At 70.6% G+C, this 22,207-nt stretch carries 20 protein-coding genes; 18 read left to right on the top strand and 2 right to left on the bottom strand.

Annotated elements, in window-relative coordinates; all coding sequences use genetic code 11:
* Positions 1–466 precede the first annotated feature (466 nt).
* From mltB to AC06FP_RS10210, 3 genes are all read left to right on the top strand, one after another.
* The gene (mltB, locus tag AC06FP_RS10220) at positions 467–1,603 is read left to right on the top strand and encodes a lytic murein transglycosylase B (RefSeq protein WP_478075408.1); all 1,137 of its coding nucleotides are present in this window, start codon (positions 467–469) and stop codon (positions 1,601–1,603) included.
* Positions 1,600–2,829: a septal ring lytic transglycosylase RlpA family protein gene (locus AC06FP_RS10215; RefSeq protein WP_478075407.1), complete on the top strand. Its 1,230-nt coding sequence runs from the start codon at positions 1,600–1,602 to the stop codon at positions 2,827–2,829. The genes mltB and AC06FP_RS10215 overlap by 4 nt, the downstream gene beginning before the upstream one ends.
* Positions 2,830–2,946: 117 nt before the next feature.
* A complete protein-coding gene (locus AC06FP_RS10210) occupies positions 2,947–4,158 on the top strand; it encodes a D-alanyl-D-alanine carboxypeptidase family protein (RefSeq protein ID WP_478075406.1) in 1,212 nt (403 codons plus the stop codon).
* Positions 4,159–4,212: 54 nt separating this feature from the next.
* On the opposite strand, the gene AC06FP_RS10205 is transcribed toward AC06FP_RS10210, so the two are convergent.
* Positions 4,213–5,271: a lipid A deacylase LpxR family protein gene (locus tag AC06FP_RS10205; protein ID WP_478075405.1), complete on the bottom strand. Its 1,059-nt coding sequence runs from the start codon at positions 5,269–5,271 to the stop codon at positions 4,213–4,215.
* 276 nt (positions 5,272–5,547) lie between these two features.
* Here AC06FP_RS10205 and AC06FP_RS10200 point away from each other — a divergent pair, with 276 nt between their 5' ends.
* The 13 genes from AC06FP_RS10200 to folK all read left to right on the top strand — a co-directional run bounded on the left by AC06FP_RS10200 (position 5,548) and on the right by folK (position 18,998).
* Positions 5,548–6,525, top strand: a complete 978-nt coding sequence (locus tag AC06FP_RS10200) for a CsgG/HfaB family protein (RefSeq protein WP_456118145.1) — start codon at positions 5,548–5,550, stop codon at positions 6,523–6,525.
* Between the two features lie 167 nt (positions 6,526–6,692).
* Positions 6,693–6,971 carry a YbeD family protein gene (locus AC06FP_RS10195; RefSeq protein WP_456118146.1) on the top strand — a complete coding sequence of 93 codons (279 nt, stop codon included), beginning with the start codon at positions 6,693–6,695 and terminating at the stop codon, positions 6,969–6,971.
* A complete protein-coding gene (gene lipB / locus AC06FP_RS10190; RefSeq protein ID WP_478075404.1) occupies positions 6,959–7,663 on the top strand; it encodes a lipoyl(octanoyl) transferase LipB in 705 nt (234 codons plus the stop codon). Before AC06FP_RS10195 ends, lipB begins: the two co-directional genes overlap by 13 nt.
* A 15-nt stretch (positions 7,664–7,678) precedes the next feature.
* Positions 7,679–8,686 carry a lipoyl synthase gene (gene lipA, locus AC06FP_RS10185; RefSeq protein ID WP_478075403.1) on the top strand — a complete coding sequence of 336 codons (1,008 nt, stop codon included), beginning with the start codon at positions 7,679–7,681 and terminating at the stop codon, positions 8,684–8,686.
* 308 nt (positions 8,687–8,994) lie between these two features.
* Positions 8,995–11,169, top strand: a complete 2,175-nt coding sequence (locus AC06FP_RS10180) for a carboxy terminal-processing peptidase (protein WP_478075402.1) — start codon at positions 8,995–8,997, stop codon at positions 11,167–11,169.
* 96 nt (positions 11,170–11,265) lie between these two features.
* Positions 11,266–11,814, top strand: coding sequence for a DUF2242 domain-containing protein (locus AC06FP_RS10175; protein WP_456118150.1), 549 nt, complete (start codon positions 11,266–11,268; stop codon positions 11,812–11,814).
* Positions 11,811–13,097: a hypothetical protein gene (locus AC06FP_RS10170; protein ID WP_478075401.1), complete on the top strand. Its 1,287-nt coding sequence runs from the start codon at positions 11,811–11,813 to the stop codon at positions 13,095–13,097. Before AC06FP_RS10175 ends, AC06FP_RS10170 begins: the two co-directional genes overlap by 4 nt.
* Complete coding sequence (gnd, locus tag AC06FP_RS10165; RefSeq protein WP_478075400.1) at positions 13,082–13,996, top strand: phosphogluconate dehydrogenase (NAD(+)-dependent, decarboxylating); 915 nt, start codon at positions 13,082–13,084, stop codon at positions 13,994–13,996. The genes AC06FP_RS10170 and gnd overlap by 16 nt, the downstream gene beginning before the upstream one ends.
* Before the next feature lie 19 nt (positions 13,997–14,015).
* On the top strand, positions 14,016–14,354 hold the full coding sequence (locus tag AC06FP_RS10160; protein ID WP_478075399.1) for a BON domain-containing protein: 339 nt from the start codon (positions 14,016–14,018) through the stop codon (positions 14,352–14,354).
* Positions 14,355–14,546: 192 nt separating this feature from the next.
* Positions 14,547–16,352 (top strand): sensor histidine kinase, encoded by a 1,806-nt coding sequence (locus AC06FP_RS10155; protein ID WP_478075398.1) that lies wholly within the window; start codon positions 14,547–14,549, stop codon positions 16,350–16,352.
* A gap of 11 nt (positions 16,353–16,363) precedes the next feature.
* On the top strand, positions 16,364–16,804 hold the full coding sequence (locus tag AC06FP_RS10150) for a response regulator (RefSeq protein WP_456118155.1): 441 nt from the start codon (positions 16,364–16,366) through the stop codon (positions 16,802–16,804).
* Positions 16,805–16,810: 6 nt separating this feature from the next.
* Complete coding sequence (locus tag AC06FP_RS10145) at positions 16,811–18,340, top strand: ATP-binding response regulator (RefSeq protein WP_478075397.1); 1,530 nt, start codon at positions 16,811–16,813, stop codon at positions 18,338–18,340.
* A 169-nt stretch (positions 18,341–18,509) separates the two neighbouring features.
* On the top strand, positions 18,510–18,998 hold the full coding sequence (gene folK / locus AC06FP_RS10140; protein ID WP_456118157.1) for a 2-amino-4-hydroxy-6-hydroxymethyldihydropteridine diphosphokinase: 489 nt from the start codon (positions 18,510–18,512) through the stop codon (positions 18,996–18,998).
* Positions 18,999–19,182: 184 nt separating this feature from the next.
* Here the strand turns inward: folK and AC06FP_RS10135 are convergent, their stop codons facing one another.
* Complete coding sequence (locus AC06FP_RS10135; RefSeq protein ID WP_478075396.1) at positions 19,183–19,920, bottom strand: pteridine reductase; 738 nt, start codon at positions 19,918–19,920, stop codon at positions 19,183–19,185.
* Positions 19,921–19,974: 54 nt separating this feature from the next.
* Between AC06FP_RS10135 and AC06FP_RS10130 the strand changes: the two genes are divergently transcribed.
* Positions 19,975–21,159 carry a class I SAM-dependent methyltransferase gene (locus AC06FP_RS10130; protein ID WP_478075395.1) on the top strand — a complete coding sequence of 395 codons (1,185 nt, stop codon included), beginning with the start codon at positions 19,975–19,977 and terminating at the stop codon, positions 21,157–21,159.
* Positions 21,147–21,560, top strand: coding sequence for a VanZ family protein (locus AC06FP_RS10125; RefSeq protein WP_478075475.1), 414 nt, complete (start codon positions 21,147–21,149; stop codon positions 21,558–21,560). Before AC06FP_RS10130 ends, AC06FP_RS10125 begins: the two co-directional genes overlap by 13 nt.
* Positions 21,561–22,207 lie beyond the last annotated feature (647 nt).

Genomic DNA, 22,207 nt, shown 5'->3' with positions numbered 1-22,207 from the left:
AAAAGCCTCACAATAGCGCCCGCCACCGGTCGCATCGCGCCGTGGCGGCCGGCTTGCAAGCTTGCTGGACGGCAAGGCCGGGATCCGCTGGCCCGGGCGTGGGGAGACGCCCGGCCGGCGCCGGAATCCGGTCCGGGCAACCGGCCGCACCCACTGGGATGGGGGGTGCGGTCGGTGCCCAGATTTTCATGCGCTCACCTGTCGGCCTGTTTCCCGGACCGTGCGCTTCGTCGCCGGCTTGATGCCGCGGCCTTCCGTGCAGCGGGCGCTGGATCTGCCTGATACACCTGCCGGTACTGCCCCGACATCAAGCGGCGGGGCTTCCGGTGAATATGCGCATTCAGTTTTTCCGTTGGCCGCGATGACGGACGACCGTGCAGGACGCGGCGGGGATAGATGCTTCAATCCCGTTGCGATTCATGGTGTTATTGATGGAAATTCATCCATGACCTGTTAATCTCGGCCGATGATTCGACGCGTCCTGGTCTGCTGTCTCACCCTGGGCATGGTCGCCTGCGCGACCCAGCCCCAGGCCCCTGCTCCCGCTCCGCAACCGGCGGAGAAACCGATCGGCACCGGCGGCGCGCCGGCCGAAGCCGCGCCGGAACGCAAGCCGGACCTGCCGCCGGTGGACCTGACCCCGGTGCCGTTCGAGACCGCGCGCGCCAACTTCGTGCGCGACACCGCCGCCCGCTACGGGCTGGACCCGGCCTACATCGAATCGGTGCTGGCGCAGGCGCAGATCCGCGAGCCGATCATCGCCGCCATGTCGCGGCCGGCCGAGCGGGTCAAGCCGTGGAACGAATACCGGCCGATGTTCATCAGCCAGGCGCGCATCGACGGCGGCAGGAAATTCCTGGCCACGCACCGCGACGCGCTGCAGCGCGTGCAGGACCGCACCGGCGTGCCGGCCGAGGTGATCGTGGCCATCATCGGCGTGGAGACCAGTTACGGCGCCAACACTGGCAACCACCGCGTGCTCGACGCGCTGTACACGCTGGCGTTCAAGTACCCGCGCAGCGGCGACCCGCAGAAGCTCGAGCGCGAAGTGCGCCGCGAGCTGTTCTTCCGCGACGAGCTGGCCAAGCTGTTCGAACTGGCCGCGCTGGAGAAGCTGGACATCACCGCGCTCAAGGGCAGTTACGCCGGCGCCATGGGCATGGGCCAGTTCATGCCGTCCAGCTACCTGGATTACGCGGTGGACGGCGATGGCGACGGCCGCCGCGACCTGTTCGCCAGCCATGACGACGTGTTCGCCTCCATCGCCAACTACTTCGTGAAGAAGGGCGGCTGGGTGCGCGGCGGCACGGTCGCGGTGCCGGCCACGCTCGATGCCGGCCGCGAGGAACTCAACCCGGTCGACTGGACGCCGAACCTGGGCCTGGATGCCCTGGCCGCGCGCGGCTACCACCCGGCCGTGCCGGTGCGCGCGGCCGGCGCCACCGCCACCCCGATCACGCTGGAAGGCAGCACCGGCAAGCAGTACTGGCTGGGCTTCCAGAACTACTACGCCATCACCCGCTACAACCTTTCCAAGATGTACGCCATGGCCGTGTTCCAGCTGTCCCAGGCCATCGCCGGGCGGGAGCTGCCGCCGGCATGAACATCAGGTGGCTGGTCCCTGCGTTGATCGTGCTCGGGCTGGCTGCCTGCAGCAGCGCGCCCAAGCCGAAACCCGCCAGCGGCGGCGGCCACGGCCAGCCGGCCGGCAGCGTGGTGCAGGGCCACGGCGGGCGTCCGCCGCATTGCCCGGAAGGCTCGCCCTACGCCAGGGCGCAGGAAGATCCCACCACGCGCGGCCACTACAGCGCCGGCGGCCTGTACCGCCCGGGCGTCAAGGACAGCACCCCCGACTACGTGCCGGACGTGGCCTGCATCCCCGAGCCGGTGGTCAGCAACGAGCCGCGCTCGGCCATCGGCAACAAGTCGCCGTACGTGGTGCTGGGCAAGGAATACCGGGTGATGGAGCGCGCCGATGATTACGTCGAGCAGGGCATGGCCTCCTACTACGGCGCCAAGTTCCACGGGCGCCTGACCTCCAACCGCGAGGTCTACGACATGTACCAGTTCACCGCCGCGCACAAGACGCTGCCGCTGCCCAGCTTCGCCCGCGTCACCAACCTGGACAACGGCGAATCGGTGATCGTGCGGGTCAACGACCGTGGTCCGTTCCACGACGGCCGCGTGATCGACCTGAGCTATGCCGCGGCGGTGCGCCTGGGCATCACCCAGCGCGGCACCGGCCGGGTGGAAGTGCGCGGGCTGGCGCCGGGCAGCGACAACCTGCTGGCCTCCAGCGGCGCGCGCCGCCCGGCGCGCGGACGCGCCACGCCCGTGGCGGCGGAAACCACCGCCATCGCCGCCGCGCCGCCGCCCAGCCGCATGGACCAGCTGGTCGAAACGCTGCCGGCCACGCCCGCCGCGGCGAAGGCCGCCGCGCCGCGACCGGCTGAAGTCGGCGCCACCGGCCCGGCGCCGCAGGCGGTGGCCGTGCAGGCCCTGCCGGCGTCCACCGGCCCGGCACCGTCGGCGCCGGCAAACCTCGCCGCATCGGCGGCGGCAACGCCGCCGGCGCCCGACGCCGCGGCGCGCGCGCTGGGCGCGATCCTGCTGCAGGTGGCCAGCTTCTCCAGCCGCGACAACGCCGCCCGCGCGCTGGGCCAGCTGAGCGCGGCCGGCATCGCCGGCGCCACGCTCAGCGATGTCGTCAGCGGCGGCCGCACGCTGTGGCGCCTGCGGGTGCCCGCCGACGACGTCGCCAAGGCGGCGGAACTTGCCGGCCGCATCGCCGGTCTGGGATTCGGCAGCCCGCAGATCGTGCGCGATTGACCGCGGCGCCCGGCGCGGGTCGCGCAGGCAGGCCGGCGCTGCCGCTGCGATGGCGCCGCCACGCCCTACAATGACCGCCCGCTTTCCATTCCTTGTCCCGACAGGAACCGTTTTCCGATGAAATTCCGCTTTGCCGCCGCCGCCATGGCCACGACCTTCGCCATCGGCCTGGCCTCCGCCCAGACGCCCACCCCGGCCCCGGCTCCCGCGCCGGCCGCTGCCGCCGCCCCCGCCCAGGTGGCGATCCCGCCGGCGCCGGCGCCGTCCACCGCCAGCGCGTGGGTGCTGATGGATTACGCCTCCGGGCAGGTGCTGGCCGGCGAGAACATCCACATGCCGCTGCCGCCGGCCAGCATCACCAAGGTGATGACCTCCTACGTGCTGGCCGCCGAAACCAAGAACGGCAAGATCAAGCCCGACGACCAGGTGATGATGAGCGAGCGCGCCTGGCGCGAGGGCGGCGCCGGCACCGATGGCAGCTACAGCGGTTTCCCGGTCAACCAGACCGCGCGCCTGGAGGACATGGAAAAGGGCATGGCGATCCAGTCGGGCAACGACGCCGCCATCGCCCTGGCCGAACACGCTGCCGGCAGCCAGGAAGCCTTCGCCGCGCTGATGAACAACTATGCCGCCAAGCTCGGCATGAAGGACTCGCACTTCGTCAACGCCCACGGCCTGACCGCCGAGGGCCACCAGTCCAGCGCCTACGACCTGGCGCTGCTGGGCCGCGCGTTCGTGCGCGATTACCCGGAAACCTACGCCTACAACAAGATCAAGGAATTCACCGTAGGCAACATCACCCAGCCCAACCGCAACCTGCTGCTGTGGCGCGATGCGAGCGTGGACGGCATCAAGACCGGCCACACCTCGGCGGCCGGCTACTGCCTGCTGAGCTCGGCCCAGCGCGGCGACCAGCGCCTGATCGCGGTGCTGATGGGCGGCGCCTCGGAGAAGCAGCGCGCCGACGACAGCCTGGCGCTGCTGAACTGGGGCTTCCGCTTCTTCGAAACCCACCGCCTCTACGAAACCGGCAAGGCCGTGACCACGCAGCACGTGTGGAAGGGCGCCGCCAACGAAGTGCAGCTGGGCGTGGCGCAGCCGCTGCTGGTCAGCGTGCCGCGCGGCCGCTATGCCGACCTCAAGCCCAGCATGGACGTGCCCAGGCAGCTCGTCGCGCCGATCGCCGCCGGCCAGCAGATCGGCACGGTGAAGGTGGCGCTGGACGGCAAGATCGTCGCCGAGGCGCCGCTGGTGGCGGTGCAGGCGGTGGAGGAGGGCGGCTTCTTCAAGCGCCTGTGGGACGCCTTCATGATGTGGTGGAAGTCCTGATCGGACGCATGAAAAAAGCCGGCGCAAGCCGGCTTTTTTTTCGCAGGGCCGCGCCTACAGCGTGCGGCTGATGGTGAAGCTGCCGAACACCGGCCGTTCCTTCTGCCCCTCGAACTCGCGGCTGCGGTGGTAGCGGGCCAGCGCGAACTTCCACTTGCCGCGCATCAGCGCCACGCCATAGCCGATGTCGCCGACGAACGGGCGCTTGTCCACGTTGTGGCTGTGGCGGAAGGTGTTGCCGTCCAGGGTGATGTCGCGCAGCACCCAGCGCGCATCGGCGGTCACGAACAGATGCCCGGACCAGCCCGACTGGCGGCCGCCGCGGGTCGGCGCGGTGTTCTCGCCGGCCGGGCGCATCGGCGAGCTGCCGAAGTCGTCCGGCAGCTGCCAGCCGAAGCGCACTTCGCCGCCGCCATTGCCGTAGGTCGCCAGGTTGCCGACGGCGCCGCCCCAGTGGCTGATGGCGTCCCAGCCCCAGCCCGCCGCGTTGTTCGCCGGCCAACGCCGCATCCGCTCATGCAGCAGGCGGAACACCGGCTCGTCGTGCAGCTGGTTCTTCCAGCCCATGAACTTCTCGTCGTGCAGCACGCCATGCACCGCGTCCTGCACCTGCTTGCCCTGCGCGGACGGGCCGACCACGCCCACCGCCAGCTGGGTGGTGCGCAGGCGGTCGCCGGTGCGGGCGTTGTAGCCGAAGTTGGCAAGCAGCACCCCGGCATAGGGGCGGTCGTCCTCGATCAGGTCGGCGCGGGTGCTGTCGGTCGGCGTGAACAGGCCCTGGCCGACGCTGAAGATCATGTTCTGCTGCTCGAACCCGCCCGGGTGCAGGCGCTCCAGGTGGCGGTTGATCCAGCGCGCGGGAGCCGGCAGGCAGGGGTCGTCGGTGTAATCGGCCAGGTTGGGCGAGACGAAGGTCAGCATCGCGCCGTTGGTATAGCCCTGGTCCTGGTGGGCGCCGCCGAACAGGTCGTTGTCCACGCGGAAGTTGACCGCGGGCGGGTGGTCGCGCAGGGCGCTGCCGCTGCAGGTGTCGGGCTGCGTCGTCGCGGCGTGCGCGGGGGCGCCGGCGAGCGCCAGTGCCAGCGCCAGGGGCAGCCAGGGGCGGGTGTCCATCCTCTCGGATCCGGGTCGTGGGGTGCGCGCAGCTTACCGGCGCTGCCCGTGTCGGCGCAGCGAGGGCCGGCGGATCACATCGTTGCAGCCTCGCGGGGGAGGCGCCGGAAAGCGTGACGGGCGGCGGTTGGAAACCGTCACGGCCCTGCGGTAGCATCGCCGCCGACACTCCGCGCTTGCCAGACTGGCTGCCCGCAAGGACCAGGACCCTGTCGCTGGGTTTTCAGACCAAAGGAACGCGCCCACCGGGCGCAGGTTAACGGGGAACACACTCATATGCGTAATGTCTTTTCGCCGCTGATGGCGGCTGCCCTGACCGTGGGAATCGCCTCGGTCGTGTCCAGCCAGCCGGCGCAGGCCGCGTTCAAGAACACCGGTACCCAGGCGCAGGAACAGCGCAAGCAGGCGGCCGCCCAGATCCCGGTGTGCCAGCGCCCGATCGGCACCATCTCGGTCATCGAGCCGGAAGACGCCACCAACTGGTGGACCGGCCAGCAGCTGCCGGCGCCGTCGCGGCTGATCAAGGTATTCGTCAACCGCTCGCGCTGCTTCACCCTGGTGGACCGCGGCGCCGGCATGGCCGCCGGCCAGTTCGAGCGTGAGCTGGCCGCCAGCGGCGACCTGCGCGGCCGTTCCAACGTCGGCAAGGGCCAGATCCGGGCCGCCGACTACGTGATGGTGCCGGACCTGATCTCGCAGAACAGCGACGCCGGCGGCAACGCCATCGGCGGCCTGCTGGGCGGCCTGATCGGCGGCAAGGCCGGCGCCATCGTCGGCGGCCTGAACTTCCGCAGCAAGACCGCGGACGTGGTGCTGACCGTGACCGACGTGCGCTCCTCCGAGCAGGTCGCGATCTCCGAAGGTTCGGCGCGCAAGAGCGACATCGGCTTCGGCGCCAGCGGCGGCCTGTTCGGCGGCGGCGGCTTCGGCGCGGCCGGCGTGGGCGGCTACGCCAACACCGAGATCGGCCAGGTCATCACCATGGCCTACCTGCAGGCCTATACCGACATCGTCGCCCAGCTCGGCGGCCTGCCGGAGAACGCCTCGGCGGCCAACGCCCAGCAGGCGGTGACGGTGACCCGTCCGGGCCGCCTGCTGGCCAACGCCAGGGGCACCGGCGCGCCGGTGCGTTCGCTGGACCCGGGCATGATGCTGTACCCGACCGGCAACAAGGAAGGCGTGATGTGGGAAGTCGAGGACGAACTGGGCAACAAGGGCTGGGTGTCCTCGACCCTGCTGGAACTGTCCAAATAAGCGGGCGTACCGGCCCTGGCCGGTACGCTTCGGGCTGGTGCCGGCCACTGGCCGGCACGGGCCCGGTGCCCGCGACAACGCAGCTTTCCACGGAAGGGCCGCCCGCAGCGGCCCTTCCGCCGTTGCGGACCTTGGGTTTGCCGGCCCGCGCCCCGATAATGGCGGGCATGGAAATCAAGTCCGACAACCCCGAACACGGCTTCCAGTTCCCGGGCACCTTCGAGTTGAGCGCCATGGGCGCGGCCAACATCGGCCTGGAGAGCGAGCTGCCGCGGCTGCTGCTGCAGGCTGGCGTGGAGGTGCTCAACGAGCGCATCAGCTGGAAGCATTCGTCCAACGGCAAGTACGTGTCCGTGCGCATCGCCTTCAAGGCCGACAGCCGCGAGCAGTACGACGCCGCCCACGAAGCCCTGCGCAACCACCCGGAAGTGAAGTGGACGCTGTAAGCGCCTGCACGGCCGATGCCGGGCGCGCCGCCAGGGTCCGCCCGGCAACGCTGCGCGACCTCGGCCGCCAGGCCTACGAGCCGGTCTGGCACGCGATGCAGCGCTTCACCGACGCCCGCGACGACGCCACCACCGACGAGCTGTGGGTGGTCGAGCACGACCCGGTGTTCACCCTGGGCCAGGCCGGCAAGGAAGAACACGTGCTGGCGCCGGGCGACATCCCGGTGCTGCACGTGGACCGCGGCGGCCAGGTCACCTACCACGGCCCCGGCCAGATCGTGGTCTACCCGCTGCTGGACCTGCGCCGGCTCGGCATCGGCGTGCGCGACTACGTGTGCCGCATCGAGCAGGCCATCATCGACACGCTGGACGAGTGGAACATCGTCGCCGGACGCCTGGAAGGCGCGCCGGGCGTCTATGTCGGCGGCGCCAAGATCGCCGCGCTCGGCATCCGCGTGCGCCGCGGCTGCAGTTTCCATGGGCTGGCCTTCAACGTCGGCCTTGACCTGGAGCCGTTCCACCGCATCAATCCCTGCGGTTATGCCGGGATGCAGGTGACCTCGGTGCTAGACTTGGGCGGTCCTTCGGGCATCGAGGCGGTCAAGCCGGTGCTGCTGTCCCACCTGGCCCGGCAGTTCGGCCTGGACCTGCGCCACGATCCCGGATTGCCCGACCTGACCATGCGGCCCTGACGCCGCCGGAACGCCATGAACGAATCCACCAGCCGCTCCATTCCCCTGCAGGTCGTGCAGGGCGACACCCCGTCCGCGCCGCTGCAGGCCGGCGCCAAACAGCTCGGTGGCGACAAGATCAACCGCTCGCCGGTGCAGTTCGCCGACGCGCCGGTGCTGCGCAAGCCCTCGTGGATCCGCGTGCGCATCCCCTCCGGCAACGCCGTGCAGCAGCTCAAGGCCAAGCTGCGCGAGAACCGCCTGGTGACGGTGTGCGAGGAAGCCAGCTGCCCGAACATCCACGAATGCTTCGGCCACGGCACCGCCACCTTCATGATCCTCGGCGAGGTCTGCACCCGCCGCTGCTCGTTCTGCGACGTCGCCCACGGCCGGCCGAAGCCGCCGGACGCCGCCGAGCCGCTGCACCTGGCGCAGACGGTCAAGGACATGGGCCTGAAGTACGTGGTGGTCACCAGCGTTGACCGCGACGACCTGCGCGATGGTGGCGCCGGCCATTTCGTCGACTGCATCCGCGCCATCCGCGAGTTCAGCCCGGGCACCCGGATCGAGATCCTGACCCCGGATTTCCGCGGCAAGGGCCGCATGGAACGCGCGCTGGAGATCCTCGCGGTCAGCCCGCCGGACGTGTTCAACCACAACATCGAAACCGTGCCGGACCTGTACCGCAACGTGCGCCCGGGCGCGGACTACCAGTGGTCGCTGACCCTGCTGCAGAAGTTCAAGGCCCAGCATCCGGACGTGCCGACCAAGTCCGGCATCATGCTCGGCCTGGGCGAGACCCTGGAGCAGGTGCAGGCCACCCTGCGCGACCTGCGCGCGCACGACGTGGAAATGGTCACCATCGGCCAGTACCTGCAGCCCACGCCGCACCACCACCCGGTGCTGCGCTACTGGACGCCCGAGGAATACAAGGCGCTGGAGGACTACGGCTACGCGCTGGGCTTCCACCACGTGGCCTCCGGCCCGATGGTGCGCTCGTCCTACCACGCCGACCGCCAGGCCGCCGGCGCCGGCGTGGCGTGAGCTGACGTCCAGGCAGCGGGTCGGCGACCTCCCCGCATCTCCAGACAGTGTGCGGATGCCGGCCAGCGGCCGGCGCCACCGCGCGCCGCAAACGCGGGCAGGGACGGCGTGCGACCCGGCCCGCACGGTGCAACCCGGATCGTGGGCGACGGCGCGCAGCCAGGGCCTGTCCCCCGGTTCACGTCCCGCTACGGCTGGGCGGCTAGGCTGTGGACCGCCCGGATGACAAGCGTTGCAACTTCCGGCACTGTCCCGTTGTCCGAGTCATCCGCAGTCTCACTCCATCGCCCGGTGCCACGAGTACTTTGATGAACTACCGAGTTCCCGCTTTCCTGCTGGCCTTCGCGCTGACCGCGCCGGCCGCGCTGCTGGCGCGCGCCGACTCCCCGGCGCTGCCGTCCACCGCGACGGTTGACCAGGCGACCACCTCCAAGCTGGTCTACGGGCTGCTGTCCGACAGCCGCTACGCCTACCGCCCGCGGCCGCTGGACGCGGCGACCTCGCAGGACGTGTTCAAGCGCTACCTGGAGTCGCTGGACAGCGGCAAGCAGTTCTTCACCCGCGAGGACGTGGACCGCTTCGCCCCGCTGGCCGAACAGACCGGCACGGCGATCCGCAGCGGCGAACTGGACCCGGCGTTCCAGGTGTTCGCGGTCTACCGCCAGCGCGTGACCGAGCGCGTGGCCTACGCGCGGCGCCTGCTCCGGCAGGAACCGGATTTCACCCGCGACGAGCGCTTCGACTACGACCGCAAGGACGTGCCGTGGGCGACCAGCGCCGAGTTGGACGAACTGTGGCGCAAGTCGGTGAAGAACGACTGGCTGCGGCTGCGGCTGGCCGGCAAGCCGGCGGCGGACATCCGCAAGACCCTGGACAAGCGTTACGCCACCCTGCTCAAGTCGGTCAACGAAGTGAAGGGCGAGGACGTGTTCTCGTTCTTCATGAACGCCTACACCCGCGCGGTCGATCCGCATACCGACTACTTCACCCCGCGCACGGCCGAGAACTTCAACCAGGCCATGTCGCTGTCGCTGGAAGGCATCGGCGCGCAGCTGCAGCGCCAGGACGACGTGGTGGTGATCCGCGAGATCATCGCCGGCGGCCCGGCCTCGGTGGACGGCACGCTCAAGCCGGGCGACCGCATCGTCGGCGTCGGCCAGGGGCGCTCGGGCCAGATCGAGGACGTGATCGGCTGGCGCATCGACGACGTGGTGGCCAAGATCCGCGGCGCCAAGGACACCCAGGTGCGGCTGGAATTCATCCCCGCCGCCGAAGGCCTGGACGGCAAGCACCGCATGGTGACGCTGACCCGGCAGAAGGTGCGCCTGGCCGAGCAGGCCGCCAAGGGCGAAACCATGAGCATCCCCGGCGCCGCCGGCGAACCGGACCGTCGCATCGGCATCGTCAAGCTGCCGACCTTCTACCAGGATTTCGAGGGCCGCCGCCGCAACGCCAGCGACTATGCCTCGGCCACCCGCGACGTCGCCCGCCTGCTGGCCGGCTTCAAGGCCGACAAGCTCGACGGCGTGGTGCTGGACCTGCGCAACAACGGCGGCGGCTCGCTGGACGAGGCCATCGAACTGACCGGCCTGTTCATCGAGCAGGGCCCGGTGGTGCAGGTGCGCGAATCCGGCGGCCGCGTCACCGTCAACAGCGACCGCAACCCGGCGGTGGCCTGGGACGGCCCGCTGGCGGTGCTGATCAACCGCGGCTCGGCCTCGGCCTCGGAGATCTTCGCCGGCGCCATCCAGGATTACGGCCGCGGCCTGGTGATCGGCGAGACCACCTTCGGCAAGGGCACCGTGCAGAACGTGGTGCCGCTGGACCGTTGGCCCGCCAGCGAGAAGGAACGCTTCGGCCAGGTCAAGCTGACCATCGCCCAGTTCTTCCGCGTCAGCGGTTCCTCCACCCAGCACAAGGGCGTGGTGCCCGACCTGGCGTTCCCGGCCAGCGTCGACGCCAGCGAGTTCGGCGAGAGCACCTACGACAACGCGCTGCCGTGGACCCGCATCGCCGCGGTGCCGCACACCCGGTACGGCAATTTCGCGCCGATCCTGCCGAAGCTGGAATCGCGCCACGCCGCGCGCATCCAGGGCGACCGCGAGTTCAAGTGGTGGGAAGAGGACGTGCAGCAGTTCCGCACCGAAGCGGCCAAGAAGTACGTCTCGCTCAACGAGGCCGAGCGCCGCGCCGAGCGCGACAGGCAGGATGCGCAGCGCAGGCAGCGCCAGGACATACGCAAGGAGCTGGGCCTGCCGCTGGACCCGCTGGCCGACGACGGCAGCGATGACGGCCTGACCGGCAACGAGCGCGACATCGTCAAGGACGCCGCGCGCGAGAAGGCCGCCGAGAAGCGCCCCGACCCGCTGCTGAAGGAGTCGGCCTCGATCCTGGCCGATGCGGTGAACCTGCTGGAGAAGGACCGGCCGCTGTCGGCGCAGGTGCTGCCGCAGTCCACCGGCCCCGGCCGCTGGGCCGACTGAGCGCAGGGAAAACAGCGTCTCCGCGGTCAAGGCGCCGTCAGCGTGGCTGCACGCTGGCGGCGTTATGCTGACGGCCTTCCCGGATGTGGAGGAGCCATGCACAGGCATCGTTCCCGTGTACTGCTGGCCCTGGCCTGCGTCGCCCTGGCCGGCTGCGGCGGCCGTGCCGCCGACACCACGCTGGTGCGCGAGTCGTTCGACTCCGGCGACACCTATACGCGCGACATCGACGCCACCCCGGCGCAGGCCTGCGAGGCCGCGCGCCGCGCGCTGCTGGGGCAGGGCTACGCGGTCACCCGCGCCGCCGCCGACAGCGTCGAGGCCACCAAGAATTTCCAGCCCAGGGAAGAACTGCACGAGCAGCTGGTGCTGCGCGTGTCGTGCGCGCCGCGCGGCAACGGCGGCGCGCAGGTGTTCGCCAGCGCGGTGCAGGACCGCTACGCGCTGAAGAAGTCGCCGACCTCGGCCAGCGTCGGCGTCGGCGCGCTCGGCTCGGTGTCGCTGCCGTTCGGCGGCAAGGACGATTCGCTGGTGCGCGTGGCCAGCAGCACGGTGCAGGACGCGGTGTTCTACCGGCATTTCTTCGAGCGTCTGCAGCAGTACCTGGCCCCGGTGGCGGCGGCTCCCGGGGACGCCGCGCGGTGACGCGCGCTTTCCGTATCCCGGCCTGGCTGGCGGCGTGCGCGCTGGCGCTGCTGGGCGTGTCGTCGCCGGCGCCGGCCGCGGACCGCGGCTCCTGCGTGCTGCCACTGCTGCAGCGGCTCGGCTGGCAGGTGCTGGAGACCGATGCCGCCGTGCCTGAGATCCACGGCGGCGAGCCCTGCCGCCGCGCCTCGCTGGACGATGCGCGCCGCCATGGCGACCTGCAGGCGCGGGTGCCGCGCGGCTACGACCGCGCGCAGCGCGAGCGTTTCCATCGCGGCCTGCTCGACGACCCGGCGACCCTGTGCGCCTACGCCTTCCAGCTGGGCGATGCCGCCCGCCGCGCCGCCACGCAGCTGCAGGACAACCGCGGCTACCGCTTCTCGGCGCTGCAGCTGGGCTGGATTGGATTCGGCCTGCGCGGCGCGCGGGCGCAGGGCTGGCAGCGCTTCCGCAGCTTCGGCCGCGGTTACGCGCCGGTCGCCTCCAACTCCGCCGCCATCGAGGCGTTCTACAGCGGCCACGTGCGCTCGGAATGCGGCGTCGGCCGCCAGGTCGCGCAGCTGGCCACGCAGCGCGAACTGTACGGCGATGCCGGCTTCGACCGCGAGTTCGCGCCGGGCGAGCTGTCCATCGGCACCTTCCTCACCCTGCACGACACGCCCAGCATCCTGCTCGGCGCGAACGCCGGCGAGTTCTTCGCGGACGGCAAGGCGGTGCGTACCGCGCGGATGGGGCGGCAGGCCTTCATGGGCGTGCCCGGCTTCATCGAGCACGTCTTCGACAAGCGGCACCTGGACGACATCAACAACCAGGCCGAGAACTTCATCATCACCGACGTCAGCGCGGCGGCCGCCGAGGCGCTGGCGCGGCGTGGCGGCTTCGCCCATTACGACGCCGTGAACCGGCGCCTGTGGGAGCTGTCGCGGCAGATGCCGCGCGCCGGCAGGCGCTATTTCGAGCGGCTGCTGCACGAGCGCGACCCGGCGCTGCGCGCCGCCGTGCCGGAAGCGCAGCGCCCGCTGCTGGCGCAGATGGACGCGCTGCTCGCCGATCCGGTCTATGGCGGGCTGATGCTCTACGTGCATCCCCGGGGCATCCGTCCGCTGGGCTACCACATCGCGCGCCTGCTCGACCGCAACCCGCGCACGCCGTACAGCATCGACCTGGCCCTGCACAATCTGCACACCACGCTGTTCCGGCGCTGGCTGCAGGCGCAGCTGCGCGACTGCGCGGCGCAAACCGCATACATCGACCAACGAGGTGGAACATGGAACTGGGCATGATCGGGCTGGGGCGCATGGGCGCCAACATGGCGCAGCGCCTGCACCGCGGCGGCATCGCCGTGACCGGCTTCGACCCCGGCCAGGAGGCGCGCGAGCGGCTGGCCGCCACCGGCGTGGCCACGGCCGCGACGCTGGAGGCGCTGGTGCGGGCGCTGCCGGCGCCGCGCGCGCTGTGGCTGATGGTGCCGGCCGGCGTGGTCGACCCGGTGCTGGAGCAGCTGCTGCCGCTGCTCTCGCCCGGCGACCTGGTGGTGGATGGCGGCAACTCCTGGTACCGCGATTCGCTGCGGCGCGCGCAGCGCTGCCAGCAGGCGCAGGTGGCGTTCATCGACTGCGGCACCAGCGGCGGCGTCTGGGGCCTGCAGGAAGGCTATTGCCTGATGCTGGGCGGCGAGGCCGATGCGATGGCGCGGTTGCGGCCGGCGCTGCAGGCGCTGGCGCCGGCGGCGGACCGCGGCTGGGCGCACGTGGGGCCGGTGGGCGCCGGGCATTTCTGCAAGATGGTCCACAACGGCATCGAGTACGGGATGATGCAGGCCTACGCCGAAGGCTTCGCGCTGATGCAGAAGAAGCAGGCGTTCGCGCTGGACCTGGCGCAGGTGGCCGAAGTGTGGCGGCACGGCAGCGTGGTGCGTTCCTGGCTGCTCGACCTCAGCGCCGACGCGCTGCAGCGCAACCCGCGGCTGGAAGGCATCGCGCCCTATGTGCAGGATTCGGGCGAGGGCCGCTGGACGGTCAGCGAGGCGATCGAACTGGACGTGTCGGCGCCGGTGATCACGCTTTCGCTGCTGGAACGCCTGCGTTCGCGCGAATCCAATTCCTTCGCCGACCGGATGCTGGCGCAGATGCGCAGCGGTTTCGGCGGGCATGCGGTGAAGGCGGCCAACGATGGCGAATGAATGCGGAGGGAGGGGGACCATGAAGACCGGGTGGCGGGTGTTGTGTGGCGCATGGCTGTGCTGCCTGGCGGCGGTGTCGCTGCGCGCGCAGGAGCCGCCCGCGCCGCAGCCGGCGCTGCCGGTGGAGGCGGGCGATGCCTGGATCACCACGCGGATCCGCGCGGCGCTGGTGCCGCTGCAGCGCGACGGCAGCGCCGACGTGCGCGTGCGCACGCTGCAGGGCAGCGTCACCCTGGAAGGCACGGTGGACAGCCGGATCACGCACGACCGGGTGGTGGAACTGGCGAGCCGGGTCAGGGGCGTGCGCGACGTGGACGCGCAGGCGCTGCAGACCGGCGCAATCGCGCCGCATCCGTGATGGCCGCAGCAGTGCGCCGCGTTCACTCCAGCGACGAATCATGCAATGCTTGCGGACCGGTTCGCATGCGCGCGGCCGGCTTCCGTCCCAGGGGAGCCGTGGCTGCGGCGATGCGTGCGAATGGCCTTGTGTTCCTGGGAATCCGTTCACGTTCATCCCGGTCCTGGTACCGGCCCTAGGCAAGGAATGAGGATGGCTTATCGATTCACCGACGAGGGCTGGGACCGCTGGCGCTTCGCCGGTCTGGGACTGGCCGCGCTGCTGATCGTCGTGGTGCCGTCGCTGTTGCTGCTGCAGATTTCGCGCGACAGCGTCAATGCCGCCAACTGGGTGGCGCATACCCAGGCGGTGAGCGCGCGGCTGTACATTCTGCAGGCCGACATCCGCGACGTGGAGTCGGCCGCGCTGACCCTGTCCAAGGGCGTGGAATCGGATGCGCTGCAGCAGCGCCTGCGCCGCGCCGACCACATCGGCCAGACGCTGGACGAGCTGTCCAGCCTGGTCAGCGACAGCCCCGAACAACTGGTGCGCATCGGCCGCATCAGCTCCATGCTGGAGCGGCGCATGGCGCTGGCCAAGGAGATCGCCGCCGCTCCCGAGTCGCTGCGCCAGCGCGAGCTGATCGAGGAGATGACGTTCAACTATCCGGTGCGCGAGATCGCCATCGAGCTGCAGAAGCACGAGGACGAGCTGCTGGCCCGGCGCATCGCCGCCGCGCGCCAGCAGCAGCGCCTGTCGACGATCGTGACCTGGAGCACCCTGGCGGCGCAGCTGCTGCTGCTGGGCCTGGTGCTGTGGCTGCTGAAGCGGCAGGTCGGGCACCGCACGCGCGCCGAGCGGCGCATGCTGCAGGCCAGCGCCCGCGCCAACTCCGTGCTGCAGACCGTGCGCGAGCCGATCGTGCTGCTCGACGCCGAGCAGCGCATCATCCTGCACAACGCCGCGTTCGCCGAGCTGTACGGCGTGGCCGACGGCGACGCCAATGGCCAGCTGCTGCAGGACATCGGCGACGGCGCCTGGGCCGACCCCATCGTCCACCAGCGCCTGGCCGACGTGCTGCTGCGCGGCCGCGAGCTGTGGGACTACGAACACGAACAGCGCGGCATCGACGGCCTGGTGCGGACCATGCTGGTCAACGCCCGGCGCATGCCGCTGCCCGACAGCGACGACGAAGTGGTACTGATGACGGTCAGCGACGTCACCCTGCAGCGCGCGGTGCAGCTGCGCGTGGAGGAGCTGAACCGGCAGCTGGAAGGCAAGGTCGAGCAGATGGCCGAAGTGAACCGCGAGCTGGAGGCGTTCAGCTATTCGGTCTCGCACGACCTGCGCGCGCCGCTGCGGCACGTGGCCGGGTTCTCCGACAAGCTGTCCCGGCACCTGGGCGAGGACGCGGACGAGAAGTCGCGCCACTACCTGCAGGTGATCGGCGATTCGGCGCGGCGCATGGCCGAGCTGATCGACGACCTGCTGGTCTATTCGCGGCTGGGCCGCGGCGCGATGCGGCTGCAGGCGGTGGACATGCAGTCGCTGGTCGCCGACACGCGCGCGATGCTCGATTCCAACCTGCGCGCCGAGGCGGGCGCCGACGGCTCGGTGCGCGATGTGCAGTGGAACATCGGTCCGCTGCCGATCCTGGTGGCCGACGAGAACATGATGCGCCAGGTGTGGCTGAACCTGCTCGGCAACGCGGTGAAGTACACCGCCGGCCGCGAGCGCGCGGTGATCGACGTGTCCGCGCGGCAGCTGCCCGACGGCAGCCAGCAGTTCACCGTGCGCGACAACGGCACCGGCTTCGACATGCAGTACGCCGGCAAGCTGTTCGGCGTGTTCCAGCGGCTGCACAAGGCCAGCGACTACCCCGGCACGGGCATCGGCCTGGCCAGCGTGCGCCGCGTGCTCACCCGCCATGGCGGCCGCGTCTGGGCCGAGGCCCAGGTCGACCAGGGCGCCACCTTCCATTTCATCCTTCCACCCCCTGCGCCCGACGCGCACAGCTGAGGTCCACCCCAATGAGTCCGCTCCGTACCATCCTCATCGCCGAAGACAGCCCCGCCGACGCCGAAATGGCGATCGACGCGCTGCGCGACGCGCGCCTGGCCAATCCCATCGTGCACGTGGAGGACGGCGTGGAAGCGCTGGATTTCCTGATGCGCCGCGGTGCCTACGCCAACCGCGAGGAGGGCCTGCCGGCGGTGCTGCTGCTGGACATCAAGATGCCGCGCATGGACGGGCTGGAAGTGCTGCAGCGCATCCGCGCCGAGGACGAGCTCAAGCGCCTGCCGGTGGTGATCCTGTCCTCCTCGCGCGAGGAGAGCGACCTGGCGCGCAGCTGGGACCTGGGCGTCAACGCCTACGTGGTCAAGCCGGTGGACGTGGACCAGTTCTTCAACGCGGTCAAGACGCTCGGCACCTTCTGGGCCGTCATCAACCAGGCCCCGGAGCTGGAGTAAGGCGCCATGCCCAACAAAGGGACACCGTTGGGTCCGTTGCGCATTCTGCTGGTCGAGGACTCGGCCGAGGACGCGGAGCTGCTGTGCGACCAGATGCTCGAAGCCGGGCTGGAAGGCAGCTTCGAGCGCGTCGACAGCGAGGCCGACATGCGCGCGCTGCTGGCGCGCTGGACGCCGGACATCGTGCTCTCGGACCTGAGCATGCCGGGCTTTTCCGGCTACCAGGCGCTGCGCATCCTGCGCGAGCTGCACCCGCAGGTGCCCTTCATCTTCGTCTCCGGGACGATGGGCGAGGAAACCGCGGTGCAGGCGCTGCACGAGGGCGCCAACGACTACATCATCAAGCACCAGCCGGCGCGGCTGCCCTCGGCGGTGGCGCGCGCCATCCGCGAGGCGCGGCGCGAGATGGAGCGGCTGCGGGTCGAGGACGAACTGATGCGCGCGCAGCGGCTGGAAAGCCTGGCCCTGCTGGCCGCCGGCCTCAGCCACGACCTGCGCAACATCCTGCAGCCGCTGCTGATCGTGCCGGACCTGATCCGCGACCGCAGCGACGACCCCAAGGTGGTGCGGCTGGCCGACGTGATCGCCGAATGCGGGCGGCGCGGCCACGAGATGGTCGAGTCGATGCTGTCCTTCGTGCGCGGCTCGCGCCTGCGCAGCGAGCGCATCGTCCTGCAGCGCCTGTTCCAGGCGGTGGGGATGCTGCTCAAGAGCAGCCTGCCGGGCAACATCGACCTGCACCTGGAAGTGCGCGACGACCGCATGGCGGTGGAGGGCAACTACACCGAACTGCAGCAGGTGCTGCTCAACCTCGCCCTCAACGCCATCCAGGCCATGCCCGGTGGTGGCCGCCTGGGCCTGCTCGCCGAGCGCGTGGCCACCACCGACGGCGAGCGCCTGTGCATCCGCGTGCAGGACCAGGGCATCGGCATGGACGAGGCGACGGTGGCGCGGCTGTTCAGCCCGTTCTTCACCACCAAGGCCAACGGCACCGGCCTGGGCCTGGTGTCGTGCAAGCGCATCGTGGAAAGCCTGGGCGGGACGATCTCGGTGTCCAGCCGCCCGGGCGAGGGCACCTGCTTCAACCTGCTGCTGCCGCTGCACGCGGCGGAAGTGGAGCACGAGGACGGCGCGGTACCGTCGGTACCCGCGGTGCCGGCCGGCCGCGGCCAGCGGATACTGGTGGTGGACGACGAAGCCACGCGCCTGTCGCTGCTGGGCAACGCGCTGGCCAGCCAGGGCTACCGCCTGCGGCTGGCGGCCGACGGCGCGGCGGCGATGCGCCACCTGCAGGAGGCCGGCATGCCGGACGTGGTGCTGGTGGACAGCGGCATCCCGCTGTTGTCCGCCGGCCAGCTGCTGAGCGAGATGCAGGACATGGGCTACCGCGGCCCGGCCATCGTGTTGGAGGAGAACGGCAACGCGGCGTTCGCCGACGGCCTAGCGCCTTCGGGCATCAGCGTGCACGTGCTGCCGCGCCCGCTGGAGATGCAGCGCGTGTTCCGCGCCGTGGCCGACGCGCTCGGTACCGGGTGAGAGGGCAGCAACGAGCGGGGAGGAACCCGGAACGCAGGGGACGGCAGGGGCCGGGCGGCCGCACTGCTTCTGCCGGTTACGGGTTCTTCTCCACCGGTTCCTCGTGCCATGCCGCAGGTCCTATCATGTGCCTCCCGATTCCGCGGCGCGCCGCGACCCCCGCAACCCGATGACGACCGTCCTACTGAGCCTGGGCAGCAACCTGCGCCCGCACCACCATCTGCAGGCGGCGCTGCGGGTACTGCGCGAGCGCTTCGGCCGGATCGCGGTTTCCCCGGCCTACCGCACGCCGGCGGTGGGCTTCGACGGCCCGGACTTCCTCAACAACGCGGTGATGCTGGACACCGACCTGCCGCTGGCGGAGCTGGACCACTGGCTGCACGCGGTCGAGGATGCGCACGGGCGCGACCGCAGCGGGCCGCGTTTCAGCGACCGCACCCTGGATATCGACGTGGTGTACTACGGCGACCTGGTGGTGGAAGGCCCCGGCCACCTGCGCATCCCACGGCCCGAGCTGAAGCACGCCTTCGTGCTCAAGCCGCTGGCCGACATCGCCCCGGACTTCGTCGACCCGGTCCGCGGCCTCAGCCTGCGGCAGATGTGGCAGGCGCACCCGCAGCACGGCGACACCTTCGACACCGTCGAACTGGCGGACTGAGCTGCCGCCACGGCGCCCGCGATCCCTGTTCCTGCGGAGCGGGGGCGGCGCCCCCGCTTGAGCCATCCCGCCGCAGCCCGGCGCTGCACGACCCCGCGCCCGGCATTGCAGGGCGGGCGTCGGCTCCGCTGCGGGCTTTCAAGGCGAACCCCGGCGACACCGCACCGCCTTCGGCGCCCGCCGCTCAGGTCAGCGTGCGCCCGCCATCCAGCCGCAGCGTCTGCCCGGTGATGTAGCCGGCATCGTCGAGCAGCCAGCGCACCGCCGCGGCGATCTCGTGCGGCGTGCCGGTGCGCGCCATTGGCGTGCGTTCCATCAGCGCCTGCTTGGCCGCCTCGCTCTTGCCCTGTTCCGGCCACAGGATCGCGCCGGGCGCCACCGCGTTCACGCGCACGTGCGGCGCCAGTTCCAGCGCCAGCGTGCGCGTGGTCATTTCCAGCGCGGCCTTGGCCGCCGAATAGGCGGGGTGGTCACGCAGCGGCTGGCTGGCGTGCAGGTCGGTCAGGTTGACGATGGCGCCGCGCTGCCGGCGCAGGTGCGGCGCGGCGGCCTGCGCCAGGAAGAACGGCGCGCGCGCGTTGACCGCGAACAGCTCGTCCCACTGCTGCACCTGCACCTGCCCGAACGGGGTGGGGAAGAAGTTGGAGGCGTTGTTGACCAGCGCGTCGAGCCGGCCGAAATGCGCCACCACTTCCTCCACCAGTTCCGGCAGCGCCTGCGCGTCGCGCAGGTCGGCCTGCACCGCCAGCACGCTGCCCGGGCGCTCGCTCTCCAGGTCGAAGGCCAGCGCCTGCAGTTCCTCGCCCGACTGGTGCGCGTGCAGGGCCAGCCGGTAGCCATGGCCGTGCAGGTGGCGGGCGATGACCGCGCCGATGCGGCGCGCGCTGCCAGTCACCAGGGCCACCCGTTGCGGATCCGTCATCTGCGTTTTCCTCGCTCGGCTATCCTGTGCATTGTCCCCGCAAACCACCGTCCCATGCATTCCGACCTGCCCCTGCCCGAATCCGACGCGCTGGCCCATAGCGGGCAGCTGGCCGCGCACCTGCGCGCGGAGATCCTCGCCCAGGGCGGCGCGATACCGTTCTCGCGGTTCATGGAGCTGGTGCTGTACGCACCGGGCTGGGGCTATTACAGCGCCGGCGCCAGCAAGTTCGGCGCCGCCGGCGATTTCGTCACCGCCCCGGAAATGGGCACGCTGTTCGCCGCGACCACCGCCAACGCGCTGGCGCCGGCACTGCGCGGGCTCGGCCCGCAGGCGCGCGTGCTGGAGCTGGGCGGCGGCAGCGGCGCGTTCGCCGAGGCCGCGCTTGGGCGCCTGGCCGGACTGGACGCGCTGCCGGCGCGCTACGCCATCCTCGAACCCAGCGCCGACCTGCGCCAGCGCCAGCGCCAGCGCCTGCAGGGCGCGCTCGATCCGGCGGTGTTCGCCCGCGTGGAATGGCTGGACCGGCCGTTCGAGGACGAGTGGGACGGCGTGCTGTTCGCCAACGAGGTGATCGACGCCCTGCCCACGCCGCGCTTCCTGATCGACGCCGGCGAGGTCTACGAGGAGACCGTCGAGCTCGACGGCGAAGGCCGCTTCGTGCGCGGCGCGCAGCCGGCGGACATGTTGCTGTCGGCGGCGGTGCGGCATGTGGAGCGCTACCTGGAGCGCCCCTTCGCCGACGGCTACCGCTCCGAACTGCTGCCGCAGCTGCCATACTGGATCCAGGCGGTGGCCGGCGGCCTGCGCCGCGGCGCCATGCTGTTCGTCGATTACGGCTACAGCCGCGCCGAGTTCTACCAGGACGACCGCCGCGACGGCACCCTGCGCGCGTTCTACCGCCACCGCGTGCACAACGACGTGTACCTGTGGCCGGGCCTGCAGGACATCACCGCCTCGGTGGATTTCACCGCGCTGGCCGAGGCCGGCACCGGCGCCGGCTTCGACCTGGCCGGCTACTGCCACCAGGCCGGCTTCCTGTTCGGCAATGGCATCACCGGCCTGCTCGAGGAAGCCGACGAACGCGCCGACGAAGTCGGGCGCATGCGCCTGCGCGAACAGTTCAAGCGCCTGACCCTGCCCACCGAGATGGGCGAACGCTTCCAGGTGATGGGCTTCAGCCGCGACGTGGACCTGTCGGCGGCGTTCGCGATGGGCGACCTGACCTGGCGCCTGTGAACCGCCCGTTGTTCAAGCCGCTGCGCCACCTGCCGTTCTGGATCGGCCTGTGGGCGCTGGCGGTGCTGGGCGTGACCGTGGTGTGCCTGGTCCCGCCGCCGCCGTTGCCGCCGCTGCCCGAGAACGGCGACAAGGCCGAACACTTCATCGCCTATTTCCTGTTGTCGGCCAGCGCCGTGCAGCTCTTCCGCCGCGGCCGCGCGCTGATGGCCGTCGGCCTGTCGCTGGTGGCGATGGGCGTATGCATCGAATTTGCGCAGGGCGCGTTGACCGACACCCGCAGCGCCGACCCGCTCGACGCACTGGCCAATACCCTCGGCGTGGTCGTGGGCCTGGCGACGATGGTTACTCCGCTGCGCGATCTGCTGCTGCGGCTGCAGCCGCGCCGCGAAGCTGCGTAGGTGCTGGCAGGAGCGCACTTCCATGGCGATGGGCGAGTGTCCGACGAAGTAGTTGGGCGCCATATCAGGTGCTCGGCGCGCCTGCGGATTCTTGAAATCCACCTTCTGGCTCGGCTCGATCAGTCTTGGCGCTGGTCTGGTTGCAATGCCGCCTTGCTTGCTCGTTTCATCGTGGCGTCGCCAGATTCTTCAGGAAGAATTGGACATCGAGGGCCTGGGCGCCGTCGTGTTGCTCATGGTCTTGGCTGCCGTGCTGTTACAACTACATCGGCGTAGCCGATGGTACCTAGCAGTTCATTCAAGCCGAGGTCGCTTCGCAGCCCGGGCCGGTGCGGTATCGTGTAGCACACCCGCTGTCTTGCAGCGCTCCGCTCAACTCAGGCGTCAGGCATCCAATGAAAGGTCAGGGCTTCATCCTGCCTGCATTGCTGGCAGTGACGAGCACTGGGCTGTACCGAGATTCCACTAATCGTCTTGGATGAAAATTCCTGCCTGCCGACGCTCGATTCCAACAGGCTGTTGGCGAGCGGCCATCGCCAAGGCGGTTGCTGTCGACGGCTGGCCGATCGTTCAAGCCGGCTCCCGCTGGTTCCCGGCACGAGCCGGGTAATTCGTCCAGACGCTTCGCTTTTGCACTGATGGAGATT

It is taken from the genome of Stenotrophomonas sp. Steno-Z2, from assembly GCF_056393235.1.
This window is presented reverse-complemented; position numbering and strand designations above follow the sequence as displayed.